Genomic DNA, 16,138 nt, shown 5'->3' on the forward strand with positions numbered 1-16,138 from the left:
TCCGAGACTGTGCGAGGACCCCGATGACCACTCCGATGCAAGACGCGGCCGCCAGCCAGGCGATCGCCGATGAACAAGCCGACGGGACACGCACCGGCCGACTTGCCGGGATCAGCAAGCGCTGGAACTCGTTGGCGCGCTGGCAGCAGTGGCTGATTCTGGGCGTCCTCGTGGTGTTGCTGTATGCACTGCCGGTCATTAATCCGCCGATCATCACGACCGAGCCAGGATTCAACTTCCCCCTCGCGTTGTGCGACATGGCCCGTTTCGCGCTCGTCGCGCTCGGCTTGAATGTCGTCGTGGGTCAAGCCGGTCTGCTCGACCTCGGCTACGTCGGCTTCTTCGCGATCGGTTCCTACGTGGCCGCGTTGTGGACGAGCACCGACTCGTCGATGGTGCACATCCCCTACCTCGCCACGCTCCCGCTGGCGATGATGGTGACCGCCTTCTTCGGCGTCATCCTTGGTATCCCGACCCTGCGGTTGCGCGGCGACTACCTCGCGATTGTCACCCTGGGGTTCGGCGAGATCATTCGACTGCTCGCCGACATCGTGCCTGCGCTGAACGGCAACTCCGGTTTCCAGAACATTGGTGCACCTCCCGGAAAGGACGCAAACGGTCTCGACCTGTTCACCAACTTCAACGGCAAACCGTGGTATTGGCTGTTCCTGACCGTGATCATCCTGCTCATGCTGCTGCTGGGAAACCTCGAGCGTTCGCGCGTCGGTCGGGCGTGGATCGCGATTCGCGAAGATGAGGACGCCGCTGAGGTGATGGGTGTACCGACCTTTAAGTTCAAGCTCTGGGCGTTCTGCATCGGTGCCGCAATCGGTGGTCTGTCCGGGGCGTTGTTCGCCGGACAGGTGGGCTTCGTGAACAACCAAAAGTTCGACGTCGCCACCTCGATGTTGTTCATCGCCGCCGTTGTGATGGGTGGCTCCGGCAATAAGTTCGGTGCCGTGCTCGGTGGCGCAATCGTGGCGTACGTGCCATACCGGTTCGCCTCGCTGGCTGCCGAGAAGTATCTCGTCTTCGGAGTGGTCCTGGTCGTGCTGATGATCTTCCGCCCGCAGGGTCTGTTCGGTTCCCGCAACCACCTGCTGGCGTATGGCAGGAAGGTGCAGCGGGTAGCGGCTCGACTGCGCCGCGACCGGTCCGGCGACGACACAGCGAAAGGAGTCACGTCATGAGTGATGACAGCATCAACTCAGTCACGGACAAGAACGACAACGCCGCCGGCCCGGCGGTGCCGTTTGAAGAGGTGCCCGATGCGCCACCTCCGTCGGACTCCCAAGCAGCCCAGATTGTCGAACTCGACCGCGATATCTCCGTCGCAGTCGGCGACAAGTTGGTCGAGATCAACAACCTCACGGTCACCTTCGGCGGGCTGACCGCGTTGGATGATGTCAGCTTCGACATCAAGCGCGGTGAGATTCTCGGCCTGATCGGTCCCAATGGGGCCGGCAAGACCACCTGCTTCAACGCGATGACGGGTGTCTACAAACCGACCGCCGGATCGGTCACCCTCGAGGGCAAGTCGCTGCTGGGATTGAAGAAGAACGCCATCACCCGCGCCGGTTTCGCCCGCACCTTCCAGAACATCCGCCTCTTCGGTGAGATGACCGCCCTGGAGAACGTGGTCGTCGGTCTCGACGCCCGGCACACCACCAGTGTGTTCGGTGCGCTCGTCCGTTCGCCGCGACACATCCGTGAGGAGAGGAGCGCGATCGAACACGGCATGGCGTTGCTGGAGTTTGTCGGCATTGCCGACAAGGCGGGGGAGTTGAGCCGCAACCTCCCGTACGGCTACCAGCGTCGTTTGGAGATCGCCCGCGCACTGGCTACCGAGCCGAAGCTGCTCTGCCTGGATGAACCGGCGGCTGGCTTCAACCCAGCGGAGAAGCAAGAGCTGATGGGCCTGATTCGGACCATCCGCGATGAGGGTTACACCGTGTTGCTGATCGAGCACGACATGAAGCTGGTCATGGGAGTCTGTGACCGCATCGTGGTGTTGGAGTTCGGCAAGAAGATCGCCGACGACGTGCCGAAGGCGATCCAGGCCAACCCGGCCGTCATCGCGGCGTACCTGGGAGTGGAGGACGACGAAGATGGCGTTGCTTGAGCTCAACGATGTCAAGGTGCATTACGGCCGGATCCAGGCGCTGCACGGCATCTCGATCTCAGTGGAGGAAGGGGAGATCGTCTCGTTGATCGGTGCCAATGGCGCCGGCAAGACCACCACCATGCGGGCCATCGCCGGCCTGCTGCACTCATCGGGCGGCTCGATTACCTTCGACGGCAAGGACGTTACGAAGGTCCCCGGGCATAATCGGGTCGGCCTCGGGGTGTCGCTGACGCCCGAGGGGCGAGGCATCTTCCCGGCGATGACCGTGCTGGAGAACCTCGACATGGGTGCGTTCGCCCGCAAGAAGAACCAAGCGGAGTACGACGAGGACCTCGACCGGGTGTTCTCGCTGTTCCCCCGGCTCAAAGAGCGGGAGAAGCAGGCCGGTGGCACGATGTCCGGTGGCGAGCAGCAGATGCTCGCGATCGGCCGCGCGCTCATGGCTCGTCCGAAGCTGCTGCTGCTCGACGAGCCCTCGATGGGTCTCGCCCCGCAGTACATCAAGCAGATCTTCAACATCATCAAGCAGGTCAACAGCCAGGGCACCACGGTGCTGGTCGTCGAGCAGAACGCCAACCAGGCGCTGCGCATCGCACACCGCGCCTACGTGCTGGAGACCGGCAACATCACCCGCGAAGGCACCGGTGCCGAACTGGCCGCCGACCCCGCGGTGAAGGCGGCCTACCTCGGAGCCGATTAGCCGACAAGCCCCCTCGGAATCCGCGTGAGTTTGTGGTCTTCGTCCGCGCGGCGAAGGCCACAAACTCACGCGGATTCTGCTTTCCTGCGCATCCCCATTCCGCACGGAGTTGAACAGGCGTACGCTTCGGCTCGTACTTCAACCCTCACTGACCGAACAGGACCCTGATGGCGCGGACGACAGTGCGTGTTGTGCGGGCGGATTCCGACGACCTCGGAACGCTCGAACAGCTGTGGGTGGAGTCGCGGATCGCGACGGGTCAGACCCGTGACTGGGCCGGTCGGATGGTGCGCGACGGTCGGGTGCGCAGCGCGGTCGAGCACCCTGACGTGCGAATCTTCCTGGCGTTCAACGGAACTGAGCCGGCCGGCTTCTTGGTGCTGGCGCGCAGCCCGTTGGGTGCGATGACCGACGAGCCGTCGGTGTTGATCGACCAGATGTACGTTCAGCCCGACCTGCGGCGCCGCGGCGTCGCCCGGGCGCTGCTGGCCGTCGTGCCGCTGACCGCCGAGAGCATCGGCGTCGGCGTGATCACCGCCGCGGTGCCGGCCCCGCAACGCGAACTAAACCGGTTCTTCGCCCGGCTCGGCTTCGCGAGCACCACCACGCTGCGGTCGACGTCGGTGGCCACCCTGCGCCGCCACCTCGAACCCGAACTCGCGGCCGAACGGGCCGGCGGTCAGTCCGTCGTGCGGTTGCGCCGTTCGATCCGTGGCCGCGCCCGCACCAGGCACGCCGCGGCGGGCGAGGCCGGCTGACCCGTCCCGCCCGCGCGTGGCCCGGACGTCCTACTTCGCCTTCGTCGGGGCGTCCCGCAGCACGCAGGTGATGCGGCTCGTGCACACGCGCCTGCCTTCGTCGTCGACGATCGCGACGTCGTAGGAGGCGACCGAGCGTCCGGCCGACAGCACGGTCGCGGTGGCGGTGACGAACCCGCTGCGCACACCGCGGTGGTGGGTGGCGTTGATGTCGAGGCCCATGGCCGCGCGTCCTTCGCCGGCGACGAGGGCCGCACCCACCGAACCCACGGTCTCGGCAAGCACCACGCTCGCCCCGCCGTGCAGCAGACCGTACGGCTGCGTGTTGCCCTCGACGGGCATCCGGGCGACGACCCGTTCGGCCGACACCTCCAGGAACTCGATACCCATCCGGTCGCCCAACGTCCCGCGGTTCATCCGGTTGAACGTCTCGAGCATGGCGGGATCGGTGGCCGAGGCGGAGCTGTCGGTCGGGCGGTCGCTGGGCGAAGTGGTGTTGTCGGTCATGGGGCATAGGCTGCCATGCGTGAAGCGACTGCTCCTCCTCGACGGACATTCCATGGCCTACCGCGCGTTCTTCGCGCTGCCCGCTGAGAACTTCTCGACCACCACCGGGCAGCACACGAACGCCGTCTACGGCTTCACCTCGATGCTCATCAACGTGCTGCGCGACGAGGAACCCACCCACGTCGGCGTCGCGTTCGACGTGTCGCGGCAGACCTTCCGCACCCAGGAGTACGCCGAGTACAAGGCCGGACGCTCGGCCACGCCCGACGAGTTCAAGGGGCAGGTGTCGTTGCTGCGCGAGGTGCTCGACGCGTTGCGCATCACCTACGTCGAGGTCGAGGGCTACGAGGCCGACGACGTGATCGCGACCCTCACCACACAGGCCGTCGACGGCGGATTCGACGAGGTGCTCATCTGCTCCGGCGACCGCGACGCCCTGCAGCTGGTCTCCGACAAGGTCACCGTGCTCTACCCGGTGCGCGGGGTGTCCGAGCTGGCCCGTATGACGCCGACGGCCGTCGAGGAGAAGTACGGCGTGCCGCCCGAGCGCTACAGCGACCTCGCGGCGCTCGTCGGCGAGTCGTCCGACAACCTGCCCGGCGTGCCGGGCGTCGGCCCCAAGACGGCCGCGAAGTGGATCGGCCTCTACGGCGACCTCACCGGTGTCGTCGCCAACGCCGACCAGATCAAGGGCAAGGCGGGGGAGTCGTTCCGGGCCCACCTCGACGGTGTGTTGCGCAACCGGCGGCTCAACCAGCTGATTCGCGACCTCGCGCTGCCGAAGACCCCCGACGATCTCGAGCGGCAGGTGTGGGACCGCCAGGAGGTGCACACCGTCTTCGACGGTCTGGAGTTCAAGGTGCTGCGCGACCGGCTCTTCGCGACGCTCGAGGCCGTCACCGAGGAGGCCGACGAAGGCGTCGAGGTCGACGGGGAAGTGCTCAAACCTGCGGACGTCGCTGCGTGGGTCGGCGAGCACCTCGCCGGCACGGCTCCGGTCGGGGTGGAGGTGATCGGGCGCTGGGCCCGCGGACGCGGCGAGGCCGAAGCGGTCGCGATCAGTGCCGAGCACCGCGCTGCCTACGTCGAACTGTCGAGCCTCGACGAGCCCGGCGAACGGGCGCTGCGCGACTGGCTCGCCGACGCCTCCCGACCCAAGGTGCTGCACGACGCGAAGCCGCAGGCGCAGGCCCTGGCTACCAGTGGGCTGCCGATCGAGGGCATCGTGTCCGACACCGCGCTGGCCGCCTACCTGGTGCGTCCCGACCAGCGCTCCTACGACCTCGCCGACCTGGTGCTGCGCTACCTCAAGCGCGAGCTGCGGGCCGACTCCGAGCCGGCCGCGCAGGGGATGCTCGACTTCGGCGGCACCGACACCGAGGCGCAGGAGGCGATGGTGCGCGCCGCGGCAGTCGCCGAGCTGGCCGGTGCACTCGACACCCAGCTGCAGGCCACCGGCGGCGCCGAGCTGATGCGCGACCTCGAACTACCGCTCACCGGGGTGCTCGCCCAGATGGAGCGGGTCGGCATCGCCGTCGACACCGACGCCATGGAGGGCCTGGAGTCGGAGTACGCCGACGGGGTGCGGGCCGCGCAGCAGGACGCCTACGACGCGATCGGTGGCGAGCAGATCAACCTCGGCTCGCCCAAGCAGTTGCAGGTGGTGCTGTTCGACCAGCTCGACATGCCGAAGACGAAGAAGACCAAGACCGGCTACACCACCGACGCCGACGCACTCAACGACCTCTACGCCAAGACCGAGCACCCCTTCCTCGAGGCGCTCCTTCGCCACCGCGACTGGTCACGGCTGCGGGCCACCGTCGAGGGGCTGATGAAGTCGGTGGCCGACGACGGACGCATCCACACGACCTACCAGCAGACGGTCGCCGCCACCGGGCGGTTGTCATCGGTCGACCCCAACCTGCAGAACATCCCGATCCGCACCGAGGCCGGACGCCGCGTCCGCGAGGTGTTCGTGGTGGGCGACGGCTACGAGTCGCTGATGTCGGCCGACTACTCCCAGATCGAGATGCGGATCATGGCGCACCTGTCCGGCGACAACGGGTTGATCGAGGCGTTCCGCACCGGCGAAGACCTGCACCGGTTCGTCGGCGCGCGGGTCTTCGGCGTGCAACCCGAAGACGTCACCCTCGAGATGAGGTCGAAGGTCAAGGCGATGAGCTACGGACTCGCTTACGGCCTGTCGGCGTTCGGTCTGTCGAAGCAGTTGACGATCAGCACCGGCGAGGCGAAGGAGCTGATGGACGAGTACTTCAAGCGGTTCGGCGGAGTGCGCGACTACCTGCGGTCGGTCGTCGAGGATGCGCGGCTCGTCGGCTACACCGAGACCATGCTCGGTCGCCGCCGCTACCTGCCCGACCTGACATCCGACAACCGTCAGCGCCGCGAGATGGCCGAGCGGATGGCGCTCAACGCGCCGATCCAGGGGTCTGCCGCCGACGTGATGAAGATGGCGATGCTGGGTGTGCAGCGCGCGCTCGACGACGCCGGGTTGAAGTCACGGATGCTGCTGCAGGTGCACGACGAACTCGTGCTCGAGATCGCACCGGGGGAGCGTGACCAGGTTGAGGCGTTGGTGCGCGACCAGATGGGCTCGGCGGTCGCGATGGACGTGCCGCTCGATGTGAGCATCGGGGTCGGACGGTCGTGGCACGAGGCGGCGCACTGACGCGCCGTCCGACTCAGGTGGTCGCCCGGGAGCGCAGGGTCAACCAGCCGAGCACGAGCAGCACGGCGGTGTCGGTGGCGATCGTGACCGTCAGCACCTGCGACACCGACGAGGTCGTGAGCACTGCGGCGGCGAGGCAGGCCGCGCCCACCCAGAGGGGCGCAACGGCGGCGTAGCGGCGGTGCGCGATCAGCCGGAACACCATGACGTTGATCAACGACAGCACGGTGCCGAGCAGGCTGAACGCCCAGAGCGAGCCGGCGACCTCCTCGTACTTCGGCCCGCCGACGACCGTCAACGCCAGCCCGGGCAGCAACAGCACACCACCGGCGATCAGGAGTCCCAGGCCGACGACGACTCCGGCTGCCTTCAGCACGACCTGTGCCGAATCGCTGCGCACCATCGACGGGAACGCGACCGCGATGACGAATTGCGGCAGGAACAGCACGGCCTTGGTGACGATCAGTCCGGCTGCGTACAGGCCGCTGTCGTGCCCTTCGAGCACGTGGCGCACGAGCAGCACGTCGCAGTTCGACAGCACGAGCAGCGCCAGCAGCATGTGGCTGTCGTGCAGGGCCGACGATCTGGTGCTCGGCTCCTCGGACGGCGCGGGGGCCTCCCGGTCGTCGGCGAGCACCCTGTTGGTCACCGTCAGCCAGGCGATCGTCATCGGCACCGCCGCGCCGGCGGCCACTCCGAACAGGGCGCCGGTCGGGGTCGGCCAGATCAGGATGGCGCCGCCGCCCACCACCAACCGGCTGATCCCGGAGCTCAACTGGACGGCGGCGAACGAGGTCCAGCGCTCGCGGCCCTGCAGGATGCCGACGGCCGAGCCGCTCACCGCCAGGAAGCCGGCTGCCAACGTCGTCAGCACGACCGGCAGCGGTCCGTCGAGATCGAGCACCCGGGCGACGACCGGGCTGATGGCCGTGCCGAGCACGACCAGAGCGGCCAGCGCAATGAGTCCCCGGCGCAGCGACCGGCGGGTCTGACCGCGTCCGGTGTGGGTCGCCGCCTCGCGCGCCGCGTTGGCCTGGAGACCGACCGCGACCACGTCGACGACCAGCAGCAGGCCGAGCAACGCCCCGACCTGCCCGTAGGACGCCGGAATCATCGATCGGGCGGCGAGCACCACGAAGCCGTACGCGCACACATTGCCGAGCGTCATCGCGAGCGCCACGACGGCGGCGGAGCCTCCTGTGGTCGTGGTCTGCGCGCTGGTCGACGTGTCTGCGGCGGGGTTACTGGCGGGTTTCATCGGTCCCTACAATTCCAGGATGCAGTCCAGCCCAAGCACAGCGCGCAGCGAGGCGCACCGCAAGGCCTTCGACGTTGTCGGTTTGTACGGCGACCCGAGCGTGGCGTGGAGCATCATGTTGGTCGCCGAGTTGCACGCACCCGGCTCCCCGGACGACTATCGTGCCGGGCTCGCCGCCCTGGTCGCGAAGTCGCCCGACTGCGGCCCGCCGCCGAGCTGGGACGTCGTCGACGAAGACGCATGGCAGGCGCAACTGCACACCATGGGCACGCGGCTGTACGTCGAGACCGAACCGCTGGTGCGAGGGGCGTCGACGGCTGACGGACGGTTCGTGGCGGTCGCGGCTCATCACGGGGTGGTCGACGGGCTCGGGCTGCTCGCCCTCATGGGCGCACTGACCGGTGAAGACCTGCGATCGGGCGTTCGGGGCGTCGACCCCTCGTCGGCCGACCGCTCGTCGTTCCTGGGCAACGCCGTCAAGCACGTCGGGTCGGCGTTGGTGCGCCCGCCCAGACGCTTCCGCGCCGTCGACCCGGACAAGAGTCGCGCGGGTGAATGGTTGGTCGCGCGGAACCTGCCCAAGGGTATCGACAGTTCGCGGCTCATCGCGGCGTCGTGCCGTGCGTTGGAGCAGTGGGGGGCGACCGGTGGACGGCGCAACCCAGTGGCGGTCGCTGTCGGCGCATCGCGTCGGTCGGGTGACGCTCCGGCGCCCGACCGCGACACCGTATTGCTGCGCCTGGTCGGATCGGACTTCACCGACCCGGTCACGGTACGGAACCAATTGCGTGCTGCCACACCGGAACCCGACTCCCCGACGACGAGCGCCGGGGGCATCGGCCCGCTGGTCGCGAAGGCGCTCGCCGGACGGCTCGGAAGCACCGTGTTGGTGTCGAACCTCGGCATCATCGAAGGTTCGCAGCGGATCGAGCGGCTCTGGCTCTACCCGGCAGTCAATGGACCGTGTGGTGTGGCGGTCGGATCGTTGACGGTCGACGGCAAGGCCACGCTCACCGTCCGGGTGGCTCGCCGTGACTTCAGCTCGGCCGCCGCCGAGCGGCTGACCGAGACCTTCGTGCAGGCGATCGAGTCGGTGTCCGCTCAGCAACGAGCCCGCTGACCGACCGAGCAACTGGCTGAGCAACCGACTGAGCAACCGACTGAGCAACCGGCTGAGCAACCGACTGAGCAACCGACTCAGAACGGGTCCGCGGTGCCCGTGTGACCGAACTTCTCGGCGACGCCGTTCAGCCGGGCACGTAGCAGCACCTTGATGCCGACGTTGCGCGCCCACCACGGCAGCTGCGCCAGGATGCGTCGTCGGTCGGCGGCGTCGGGTGTGCCGACCTCGAATCGCGCGAGTGAGGTGCTGCGGTCGAGGTAACGCAGCGAATGCCCCGGCGCGACGTGCGCGAGGATCGCGCTGGTCACGCCGATCGAGGAGAAGCAGTCGTGGATGAGCACGTTCCCGCCGGTGGGCACATGCTCGGCCCACCGCAGGTCGTCGGTCACCGTCCAGTAGTCGTGCTTGCCGTCGATGTAGAGCAGGTCGATCTGCTCGTCCCACTGCGGGCGCAGCTGAGTGGAGTACTCGGCGCGCAGCGTGACGACGTCGTTCAGTCCGGCGCGCTCGATGTTGCCCTCGAAGATGGAACGGGTCGAGGGACCACCGAACAGGCGGCCCTCCACGAAGGGGTCGACGGCGGTGACCGTCGCGCCGACGTTCTGCGCGGCCGTACCGAGGATCACGGTCGAGCGGCCGCAGTGGCTGCCGATCTCGAGAATCGACTGGCCGGGGCCGAGTGCGGAAGCCGCATTCCAGAGCATCTCCGCCTGGCCGCGGGTCATCCAACCCTTGATGCCTTCCGCGAGCTGCCACGCGTCTTCGAATGTCTTGGTGGTCGAGTCGGTCATGCTCTTCTCTTGCTCGCTCGGGAACGTCCCAGGCAATATTACCTGCCAGTAGCTTCCGGGACCAGGTTCCCGCCGCGGCCTTCGTGAACGGATAGCCTGAGCCTTCGTCCGGAGCCACAGGAGCTCACCCCCGTCGTCACCGAAGGAGAGCGTTTTGCCACGATCGGCAAGTATCGGCTCTCCTGACGTTTCCCGCACCACCGACGACAGCAGCGACTCTTACCCGCACCTCGGCCGTTGGTTGCATGCACTGGTGCTGGTGGCCATCACCTTCATCTGCCTCGCCCAGTCGCCCGGCGTCACCACGTTCGACACGAAGCTCGACCTCACACAGGACCCCGGCTCGTTCATGCGGCAGACGCTGACCGTCTGGACGCCCGACATCAACATGGGGTCGCTGCAGAACCAGGCCTACGGCTATCTGTTCCCGACCGGGCCGTATTACCTGCTCGGCGATCTGATCGGTGCGCCGATGTGGCTGTGGCAGCGACTGTGGTCGCTGTTGATCCTCGTGATCGCGTTCGAAGGAATGCGCTTGGTCTTGCGCGCGCTCGGCGGCTCCACCCCGGTGGTGGCCATCGTCGCGGCGTCGTCGTACGCCTTCGCGCCCCGGGTGCTGGGCACCGTCGGTGTGCTGAGTGGGCAGACACTCCCGGGGGCGGTGCTGCCCTGGACGGTGCTGCCGCTGGTGTTGGCCCACCAGGGACGGCTCGGGTGGCGGCGGGCCGTCGTGCTCTCGGCAGCGACCGTGCCGTTCATGGGCGGCGTCAACGCGACCGAGGTCATGCTCGTGCTGCTCCTGCCGGGCCTGCTGGTGCTGATGTCCGGTGGGTCGTGGCGCAGCAGGTGGCGCCGCACGGCCGCCTGGTCGGGACTGATCATCCTCGTCTGCATCTGGTGGATCGGTCCGCTGCTGGTGCTCGGCACCTACGCGCCACCCTTCCTCGACTATGTGGAGTCGGCGCGCAACACCACGGCACCGGTCGGCTTCCTCCAATCGGTGCAGGGCACCACCCACTGGCTGAGTTACCTCGATCCGGTCGACTCCGACTGGTACACCGCCTTCCGGCTCAGCCACGAACCGGTCTTCCTCGTCGCGAGCGCGGCCGTCGGCATCTGCGGCCTCGTCGGTCTTACCTTGCGCCGCACGCCGCTGCGGCTGCCGTTGGCCGTCGCCGCGTTCGGGGCGCTCGCGTTCCTCACCCTCGGTCACGGCGGTGTGTCGGGGTCGCCGTTGCAGTCGACGTTCCTGTCCTTCCTCGACGGCGGCGGCGCGCCGTTCCGCAACATCCACAAGGTCGACCCGCTCGTCAGATTCGCGGTGGCCGTGGGTCTGACGAGCACGATCACGGTGGCCGCACCCCGCGTCCGACGGTTGTTGGGGTGGGATCAGCACCCCGATCTGCGTCACCTCGCGTCCGGCATCCCTGCCGCTGTGGCGTTCGTGCTGGTGGCGAGCTCGTTGGTGCCGGCCGCGGCGGGGCAGATGCGCAGCGCGAAGGGGTGGAAGGACATCCCGCAGCCGTGGCTGCAGATGTCCGAGACCCTCCAGAAGCTTCCCGCGGGCGCCCGCACGCTTGTCGTGCCCGGTGCCGACATCGGCGACCAGACGTGGGGCCGAACGGTCGACGAACTCATCCAGACCTTCCCCGGTGTGAACTGGGCTTCGCGCTCGAAGGTGCCGCTGGTGTCCAACGGCGGCATCCGGTTCCTCGACGAGGTCGAGAACGCCTTCTGGGCCGGGCGTGGGTCGACCGGGCTCGTCCAAGCGCTCGCTTCCGCCGGCTTCACCAACATCCTCGTGCGCAACGACATCGCCGCGGAGAACAACGTGCCCGACCCTGACCGGGTGCATCAGGCCATCGCCGGGATGCCCGGTCTGAGCAAGGTCAAAGCCTTCGGGGTCGGCCAGGGTGGCTACCCGATGGTGGAGTTGTACAGCCTGCGCGGAGCGAGCGGTTCGCCACTGGCCGTACCGATGTCGCAGACCCGTGTGTTCTACGGCGAAGCGGACAACCTGGTGCGGGCCTACGAGAGCGGCGCGATCCGTGGTGACGAGGTGACGGTGTCGAACGCGCCGGGTGACACCCGTGCGCACGTGACCGATACCGCGCCGGCCCGATTGGTGACCGAGGGGTGGTCGCGCCAGGAACGTTCGTTCGCGCGGGTGCACGAATCGCGGTCGTCGGTGATGACCGAGGACGACGAATTCGGTTCTACCCGAGCACAACACGACTACGGACCGATGAGCGGCACGCAGCAGGCGACGGCGGTCTACTCCGGGGTGAGTTCGGTGCGGGTCAGCTCGACCGCCGACTCCGCCGGGTCGCTCGGCCCCGTACGGCCCGACCTCGGCGCGTGGGCCGCGGTCGACGGACGCCCCGACACCGCCTGGGTCTCGGCGGGCGGCACCGACCCGCGACAGCAGTGGATAGCGGTCGATCTCGACGCCGCGCGCACGCCCGGCAAGGTCGACCTGAAGTTCCGCGAGTCGGTCGCCGACGTCAAGGTGGTGCGGCTCGTCGCCGACTCCGAGACCAAGACCGTCCGACTCGATGCCACCGGCGCGGGCTCCACGGTGCTCCAACGCCCGACGAAGCAAGTGAAGGTGGAAGTGGTCACGGCCTCGGGTGCAGGTCAGGTCGGTCTGTCCGACCTGCGCATCGCCGGCCTGTCGCCGCAACGCAGCATCCAGGTGCCGACCCTCGTTGACGCCGGCGACAGCCTGGTGTTCACCGACAACCCGGGCCGCACGGTGTGCACCGTGGGTGCGCTCGGCGTCGGGTGCAACCCGCTGACGTACGTCGGTCCGGACGAGAGCACCGGCATCTCGCGTGATGTCGAGGTGGTGCGTGGTCGACCCGTCACGGTCGACGCGCAGGTCGTGCCGACCGGGGGAGAGGCGGTCGACAACCTGTTGCTGCCGTTGAAGGACGCCGTGGCGGTGCGGGCCAGCGGGAGCTACGTGACCGACGTCCGCAACAGCCCGACCCAGGCGGCGGACGGGTCGACCGCAACGACTTGGATCCCGCCGCAGAACGGCACCGTCGAGCCGTGGCTCGACCTTTCGTGGGGTCCTTCGCGCACCCTCAGCACGTTCAAGGTCGGCGTCGGTCCGGGCGCGACACCGGCACCCGTGGCCGGCGTGACGGTCGACGGCCGCCCGGCCGCGTTCACGGTGTCGGCCGACGGCACCTACCGGCTGACCGGCAGTCCCAAGGGCACCAGCCTGCGGGTCTACTTCACCAAGGGTGTGGCGTTGCCGCAGATCGCGGAGGTGCAGGTCGATGCTCTGCGCGACCTCTACTACCGCCCGGCCGACTCCACCACGACCGGTCTGCTGTGCGGTCTCGGCCCGCCGATCCACCTCGGCTCGGCAGCGGTGGAGACCGAGATCGTCGGAACCATCGGTCAACTGCGCTCCGGTGCGCCGATGCAGGTGCGTAGCTGCGGGCTCGTGCCCGACCTCAAGAGCGGACGCCAGACGATCTCGATCGATCGGATCGACGGGTTCACCCCGGTGAGCCTGCAGGTGTCGGCACCCGGCGACCGGCAGACCGCCCAGCAACGGCTGACCGTCACCGAGAACCGCTGGACCGAGCAGGACCGCAGCGTCACCGTGGCCGGTGGACCGGTGACCGTGCTCGCGGTGCCGGAGAACTTCAACGCCGGCTGGACCGCGACGATGGGTGGTCGCACCCTCACGTCGGTGCTGGTCAACGGCTGGCAGCAAGGGTGGGTCGTCCCCGCGGGGAGCGCGGCACGGCAGATCACCATGTCGTTCACACCCGCGAAGCCCTACCAGGCGAGCCTGCTGGTCGGCGCACTCGCGGCGCTCGCCGTGCTGGTCGCGGCGATGGTGCTGCTGGTGGCGATGGTGCGTGAACGAGTCGGTGTCCGCGGTCTGCTCGCCGGACTCTCCGGCGCGGGTTCGGGTTCAGCGCCCGATCACGCGTCCGCGTCCGAGGAGCCGGTCGGCGCCCCGGCGATCTGGTGGGTCGCCGTCGTGGTCGTTCTCGCCGCGCTGTTCGGCGGGGCCTTCACCGCCGTCGGCGTTGTGGTCGCACTGGTGACGCCCTGGCGATGGCGGTCGATCGCTCGGACGGCCGCCGTCGCGGTGACCGTGCTCGCCGCGATCCTCGCCGCGTCCGCCGACTTCGCGTCTGCCGCCGAAATCGCCGACGGGGCGACCGCCCTCGTACTCGGGCTGTTGGTCGGGCTGGTGCTGCGATCGGCCTCCGCAACCGGCACGTTGCGCCGTCCGCACTGGTCGCGAGTGCAAGGGCCTGGCGCGCGATGGTCGTGGTCTGGGTCACGGGCGCGCAAGCGGCAGGAACAGCAACCCGAACCAGAACCCGAGCTCCCCGACGATCCAGAAACAGGTGCGCAGCGATGACCCGAGTTCGGCAGATCCGACCGGACGGCTGGACCCAGGTGGCGATCGTGCTCATCTGTGTCCAGACGCTGTGGCGTGGGTGGGCGGCGTACGACGCCTACTTCTGGCAGGACGACTTCCGCTACCTGGCCGACATGCAGCACGGCCTGTCGGCCGACATGCTGTTCCAGAGCTACAACGGCCACGTGATGCCCGGATCGTTCCTGATGTCGTGGGTCGTCGCGGCCACCGGTAGTTCGCACGTGCTGGCTGCGTCGATCGTGGTGTTCATGAGTCTGGTCGCGGCCGCGCTGCTGGCGATCACCCTCCGCCTGCTGTTCGGTGCCCACATCGCGACTCTCGTCGTGCTGGCGGCGGCGTTGTTCACGCCCTTGACCCTCGTCGGATACACCTGGTTCGCCTACGGATTGCAGCTCTGGCCGCAGCAGATCAGCCTGCTCGCCGCGCTCTGCAGCTACGCCATGTGGCGCCGCAGCGGCCGCACCCTGTGGTGCGTCATGGGAGCCGTCGCGCTGCTGTTCGGCCTGTTCTTCTGGGAGAAGGCGCTCCTGGTCGGACCCGCGGTCGTGCTGTTCGCCTTGCTGGCGGCGTCCGGCGGACCCATCGAGCGACTGCGCGCCGTGATCGCACAGTGGCGCTGGTTCGCCGCTCCGGTCGTGTTGTCGTTCGCCTACCTCGCCCTCTACCTGGTGCTGACCAACGACAGCAAGGTCAGCGCCGACCTTGCCGATCAGTCGGCCGGAGTGACCGACGCCGTTCAACACAGCGTCCTGCGACTTTTCCTGCCGGGGCTACTCGGTGGACCCTGGACGGCGACGGGTGCGGTGACCACCCTCAACGCCAACCCGAGCAATGTCGCGCTGGCCGTCTGCGCCGTCATGTGGGTCGGCATCATTGGTTGCTCCTTCCTCCAGCGCGGACGTCGCGCCGGCGCCGCATGGATCTGGCTGGCGGTCGTGCTCGCGATCGCCTTGGCGATGGTCGCGGCGTTCCGCGGTTTCGGTGGTCTGACCGTGCGCGACTCGCGGTATCTCGCCGACCTCGTGCCAATGGCGGCCGTTGCCGTCGCGTGGGCCTATCTGCCGTTGCGTCTCGGCGGAGAGCAACGCCCCGAGGCCTCGGTGCTCAAGGGGGCCGACGACGCGGCGCCGGTCGGTGCGGTGACTCCGGCGTGGCAGGCACCACTGGTGCTCGTGCTGCTCGCCGGAATCGTCGCCAGCAGTTGGGTGACCGTCTCGACGATGACCGACCGGCTGGACAACCGCTACAGCCGCAACTACGTCAACGGTCTGCGGACGTCGCTCGCCGCCGAGACCGAACCGCTGCTCGTGACTCCCGCGCCGCCGGTGGCGGTGATGCTCGGGAGCACCCAGGACGTCGCGGAGGCGATGGGCATCAAGGCCCGCTGGGTGCGGTCTGGCGCGAACCTGCGGATGGTCGATCCCATCGGACAGCTGCGACCGGTCGGGGTGCCCACAGGGTCGTGGGTGGCGAAGGGAGACCGACCCGACTGCGGTTGGCTGCTCACGCCGCAACAGCCGGTGACGGTGCAAATCCCGGCAGTCGGTACACCGGTGTCGGTGCGGGTCGGGCTGATGTCGGGCCAACCGCAGCCGGTGACCGTCGAGGTCGACGGCGCGCCGCCCGCATCGACGACCACCACCGTCAACGGTCTCGGGGTGGTGGTGCTCGCCTCTCCCGCACCCACCCGGGTGACGGTGCGGCTGCCGCAAGGAACGTCGGCCTGTGTCACCGACGTGTCGGCCGGTGTCGTCGCGGCACAGGAGTGAC

11 protein-coding genes are annotated in these 16,138 nt (G+C 68.4%); 8 read left to right on the forward strand and 3 right to left on the reverse strand.

The features are described 5' to 3' along the window. The first annotated feature begins 23 nt into the window (after positions 1-23). The 4 genes from DFJ65_RS10195 (at position 24) to DFJ65_RS10210 (ending at position 3,583) form a co-directional block, all read left to right on the forward strand. Positions 24-1,190 (forward strand): branched-chain amino acid ABC transporter permease, encoded by a 1,167-nt coding sequence (locus tag DFJ65_RS10195; protein WP_115922930.1) that lies wholly within the window; start codon positions 24-26, stop codon positions 1,188-1,190. Continuing rightward, positions 1,187-2,122, forward strand: coding sequence for an ABC transporter ATP-binding protein (locus tag DFJ65_RS10200; protein WP_115922931.1), 936 nt, complete (start codon positions 1,187-1,189; stop codon positions 2,120-2,122). The genes DFJ65_RS10195 and DFJ65_RS10200 overlap by 4 nt, the downstream gene beginning before the upstream one ends. Continuing rightward, positions 2,109-2,825, forward strand: a complete 717-nt coding sequence (locus DFJ65_RS10205; RefSeq protein ID WP_115922932.1) for an ABC transporter ATP-binding protein — start codon at positions 2,109-2,111, stop codon at positions 2,823-2,825. Before DFJ65_RS10200 ends, DFJ65_RS10205 begins: the two co-directional genes overlap by 14 nt. A 191-nt stretch (positions 2,826-3,016) precedes the next feature. After that, entirely contained in the window at positions 3,017-3,583 is a 567-nt protein-coding gene (locus DFJ65_RS10210) for a GNAT family N-acetyltransferase (RefSeq protein ID WP_170144058.1), read from the forward strand. 30 nt (positions 3,584-3,613) lie between these two features. Here DFJ65_RS10210 and DFJ65_RS10215 read toward each other — a convergent pair whose 3' ends face one another. Continuing rightward, the gene (locus DFJ65_RS10215) at positions 3,614-4,090 is read right to left on the reverse strand and encodes a PaaI family thioesterase (RefSeq protein WP_425452979.1); all 477 of its coding nucleotides are present in this window, start codon (positions 4,088-4,090) and stop codon (positions 3,614-3,616) included. 19 nt (positions 4,091-4,109) lie between these two features. Here DFJ65_RS10215 and polA point away from each other — a divergent pair, with 19 nt between their 5' ends. Then, positions 4,110-6,779 carry a DNA polymerase I gene (gene polA / locus DFJ65_RS10220; RefSeq protein ID WP_115922934.1) on the forward strand — a complete coding sequence of 890 codons (2,670 nt, stop codon included), beginning with the start codon at positions 4,110-4,112 and terminating at the stop codon, positions 6,777-6,779. A 13-nt stretch (positions 6,780-6,792) separates the two neighbouring features. Here the strand turns inward: polA and DFJ65_RS10225 are convergent, their stop codons facing one another. Next, the gene (locus DFJ65_RS10225) at positions 6,793-8,037 is read right to left on the reverse strand and encodes a lipopolysaccharide biosynthesis protein (RefSeq protein WP_147301369.1); all 1,245 of its coding nucleotides are present in this window, start codon (positions 8,035-8,037) and stop codon (positions 6,793-6,795) included. Between the two features lie 19 nt (positions 8,038-8,056). Here DFJ65_RS10225 and DFJ65_RS10230 point away from each other — a divergent pair, with 19 nt between their 5' ends. Further along, positions 8,057-9,157, forward strand: a complete 1,101-nt coding sequence (locus DFJ65_RS10230; RefSeq protein WP_147301370.1) for a hypothetical protein — start codon at positions 8,057-8,059, stop codon at positions 9,155-9,157. Between the two features lie 77 nt (positions 9,158-9,234). On the opposite strand, the gene DFJ65_RS10240 is transcribed toward DFJ65_RS10230, so the two are convergent. Further along, positions 9,235-9,951: a class I SAM-dependent methyltransferase gene (locus DFJ65_RS10240; protein ID WP_115922937.1), complete on the reverse strand. Its 717-nt coding sequence runs from the start codon at positions 9,949-9,951 to the stop codon at positions 9,235-9,237. A 259-nt stretch (positions 9,952-10,210) separates the two neighbouring features. Between DFJ65_RS10240 and DFJ65_RS10245 the strand changes: the two genes are divergently transcribed. Continuing rightward, positions 10,211-14,347, forward strand: a complete 4,137-nt coding sequence (locus DFJ65_RS10245; protein ID WP_170144059.1) for an alpha-(1->3)-arabinofuranosyltransferase domain-containing protein — start codon at positions 10,211-10,213, stop codon at positions 14,345-14,347. Continuing rightward, entirely contained in the window at positions 14,344-16,137 is a 1,794-nt protein-coding gene (locus tag DFJ65_RS10250) for a hypothetical protein (protein ID WP_115922939.1), read from the forward strand. The genes DFJ65_RS10245 and DFJ65_RS10250 overlap by 4 nt, the downstream gene beginning before the upstream one ends. Position 16,138: the final 1 nt, after the last annotated feature.

The sequence above is a fragment of the Calidifontibacter indicus genome (assembly GCF_003386865.1).
Taxonomy (GTDB): Bacteria; Actinomycetota; Actinomycetes; order Actinomycetales; family Dermatophilaceae; genus Yimella; species Yimella indica.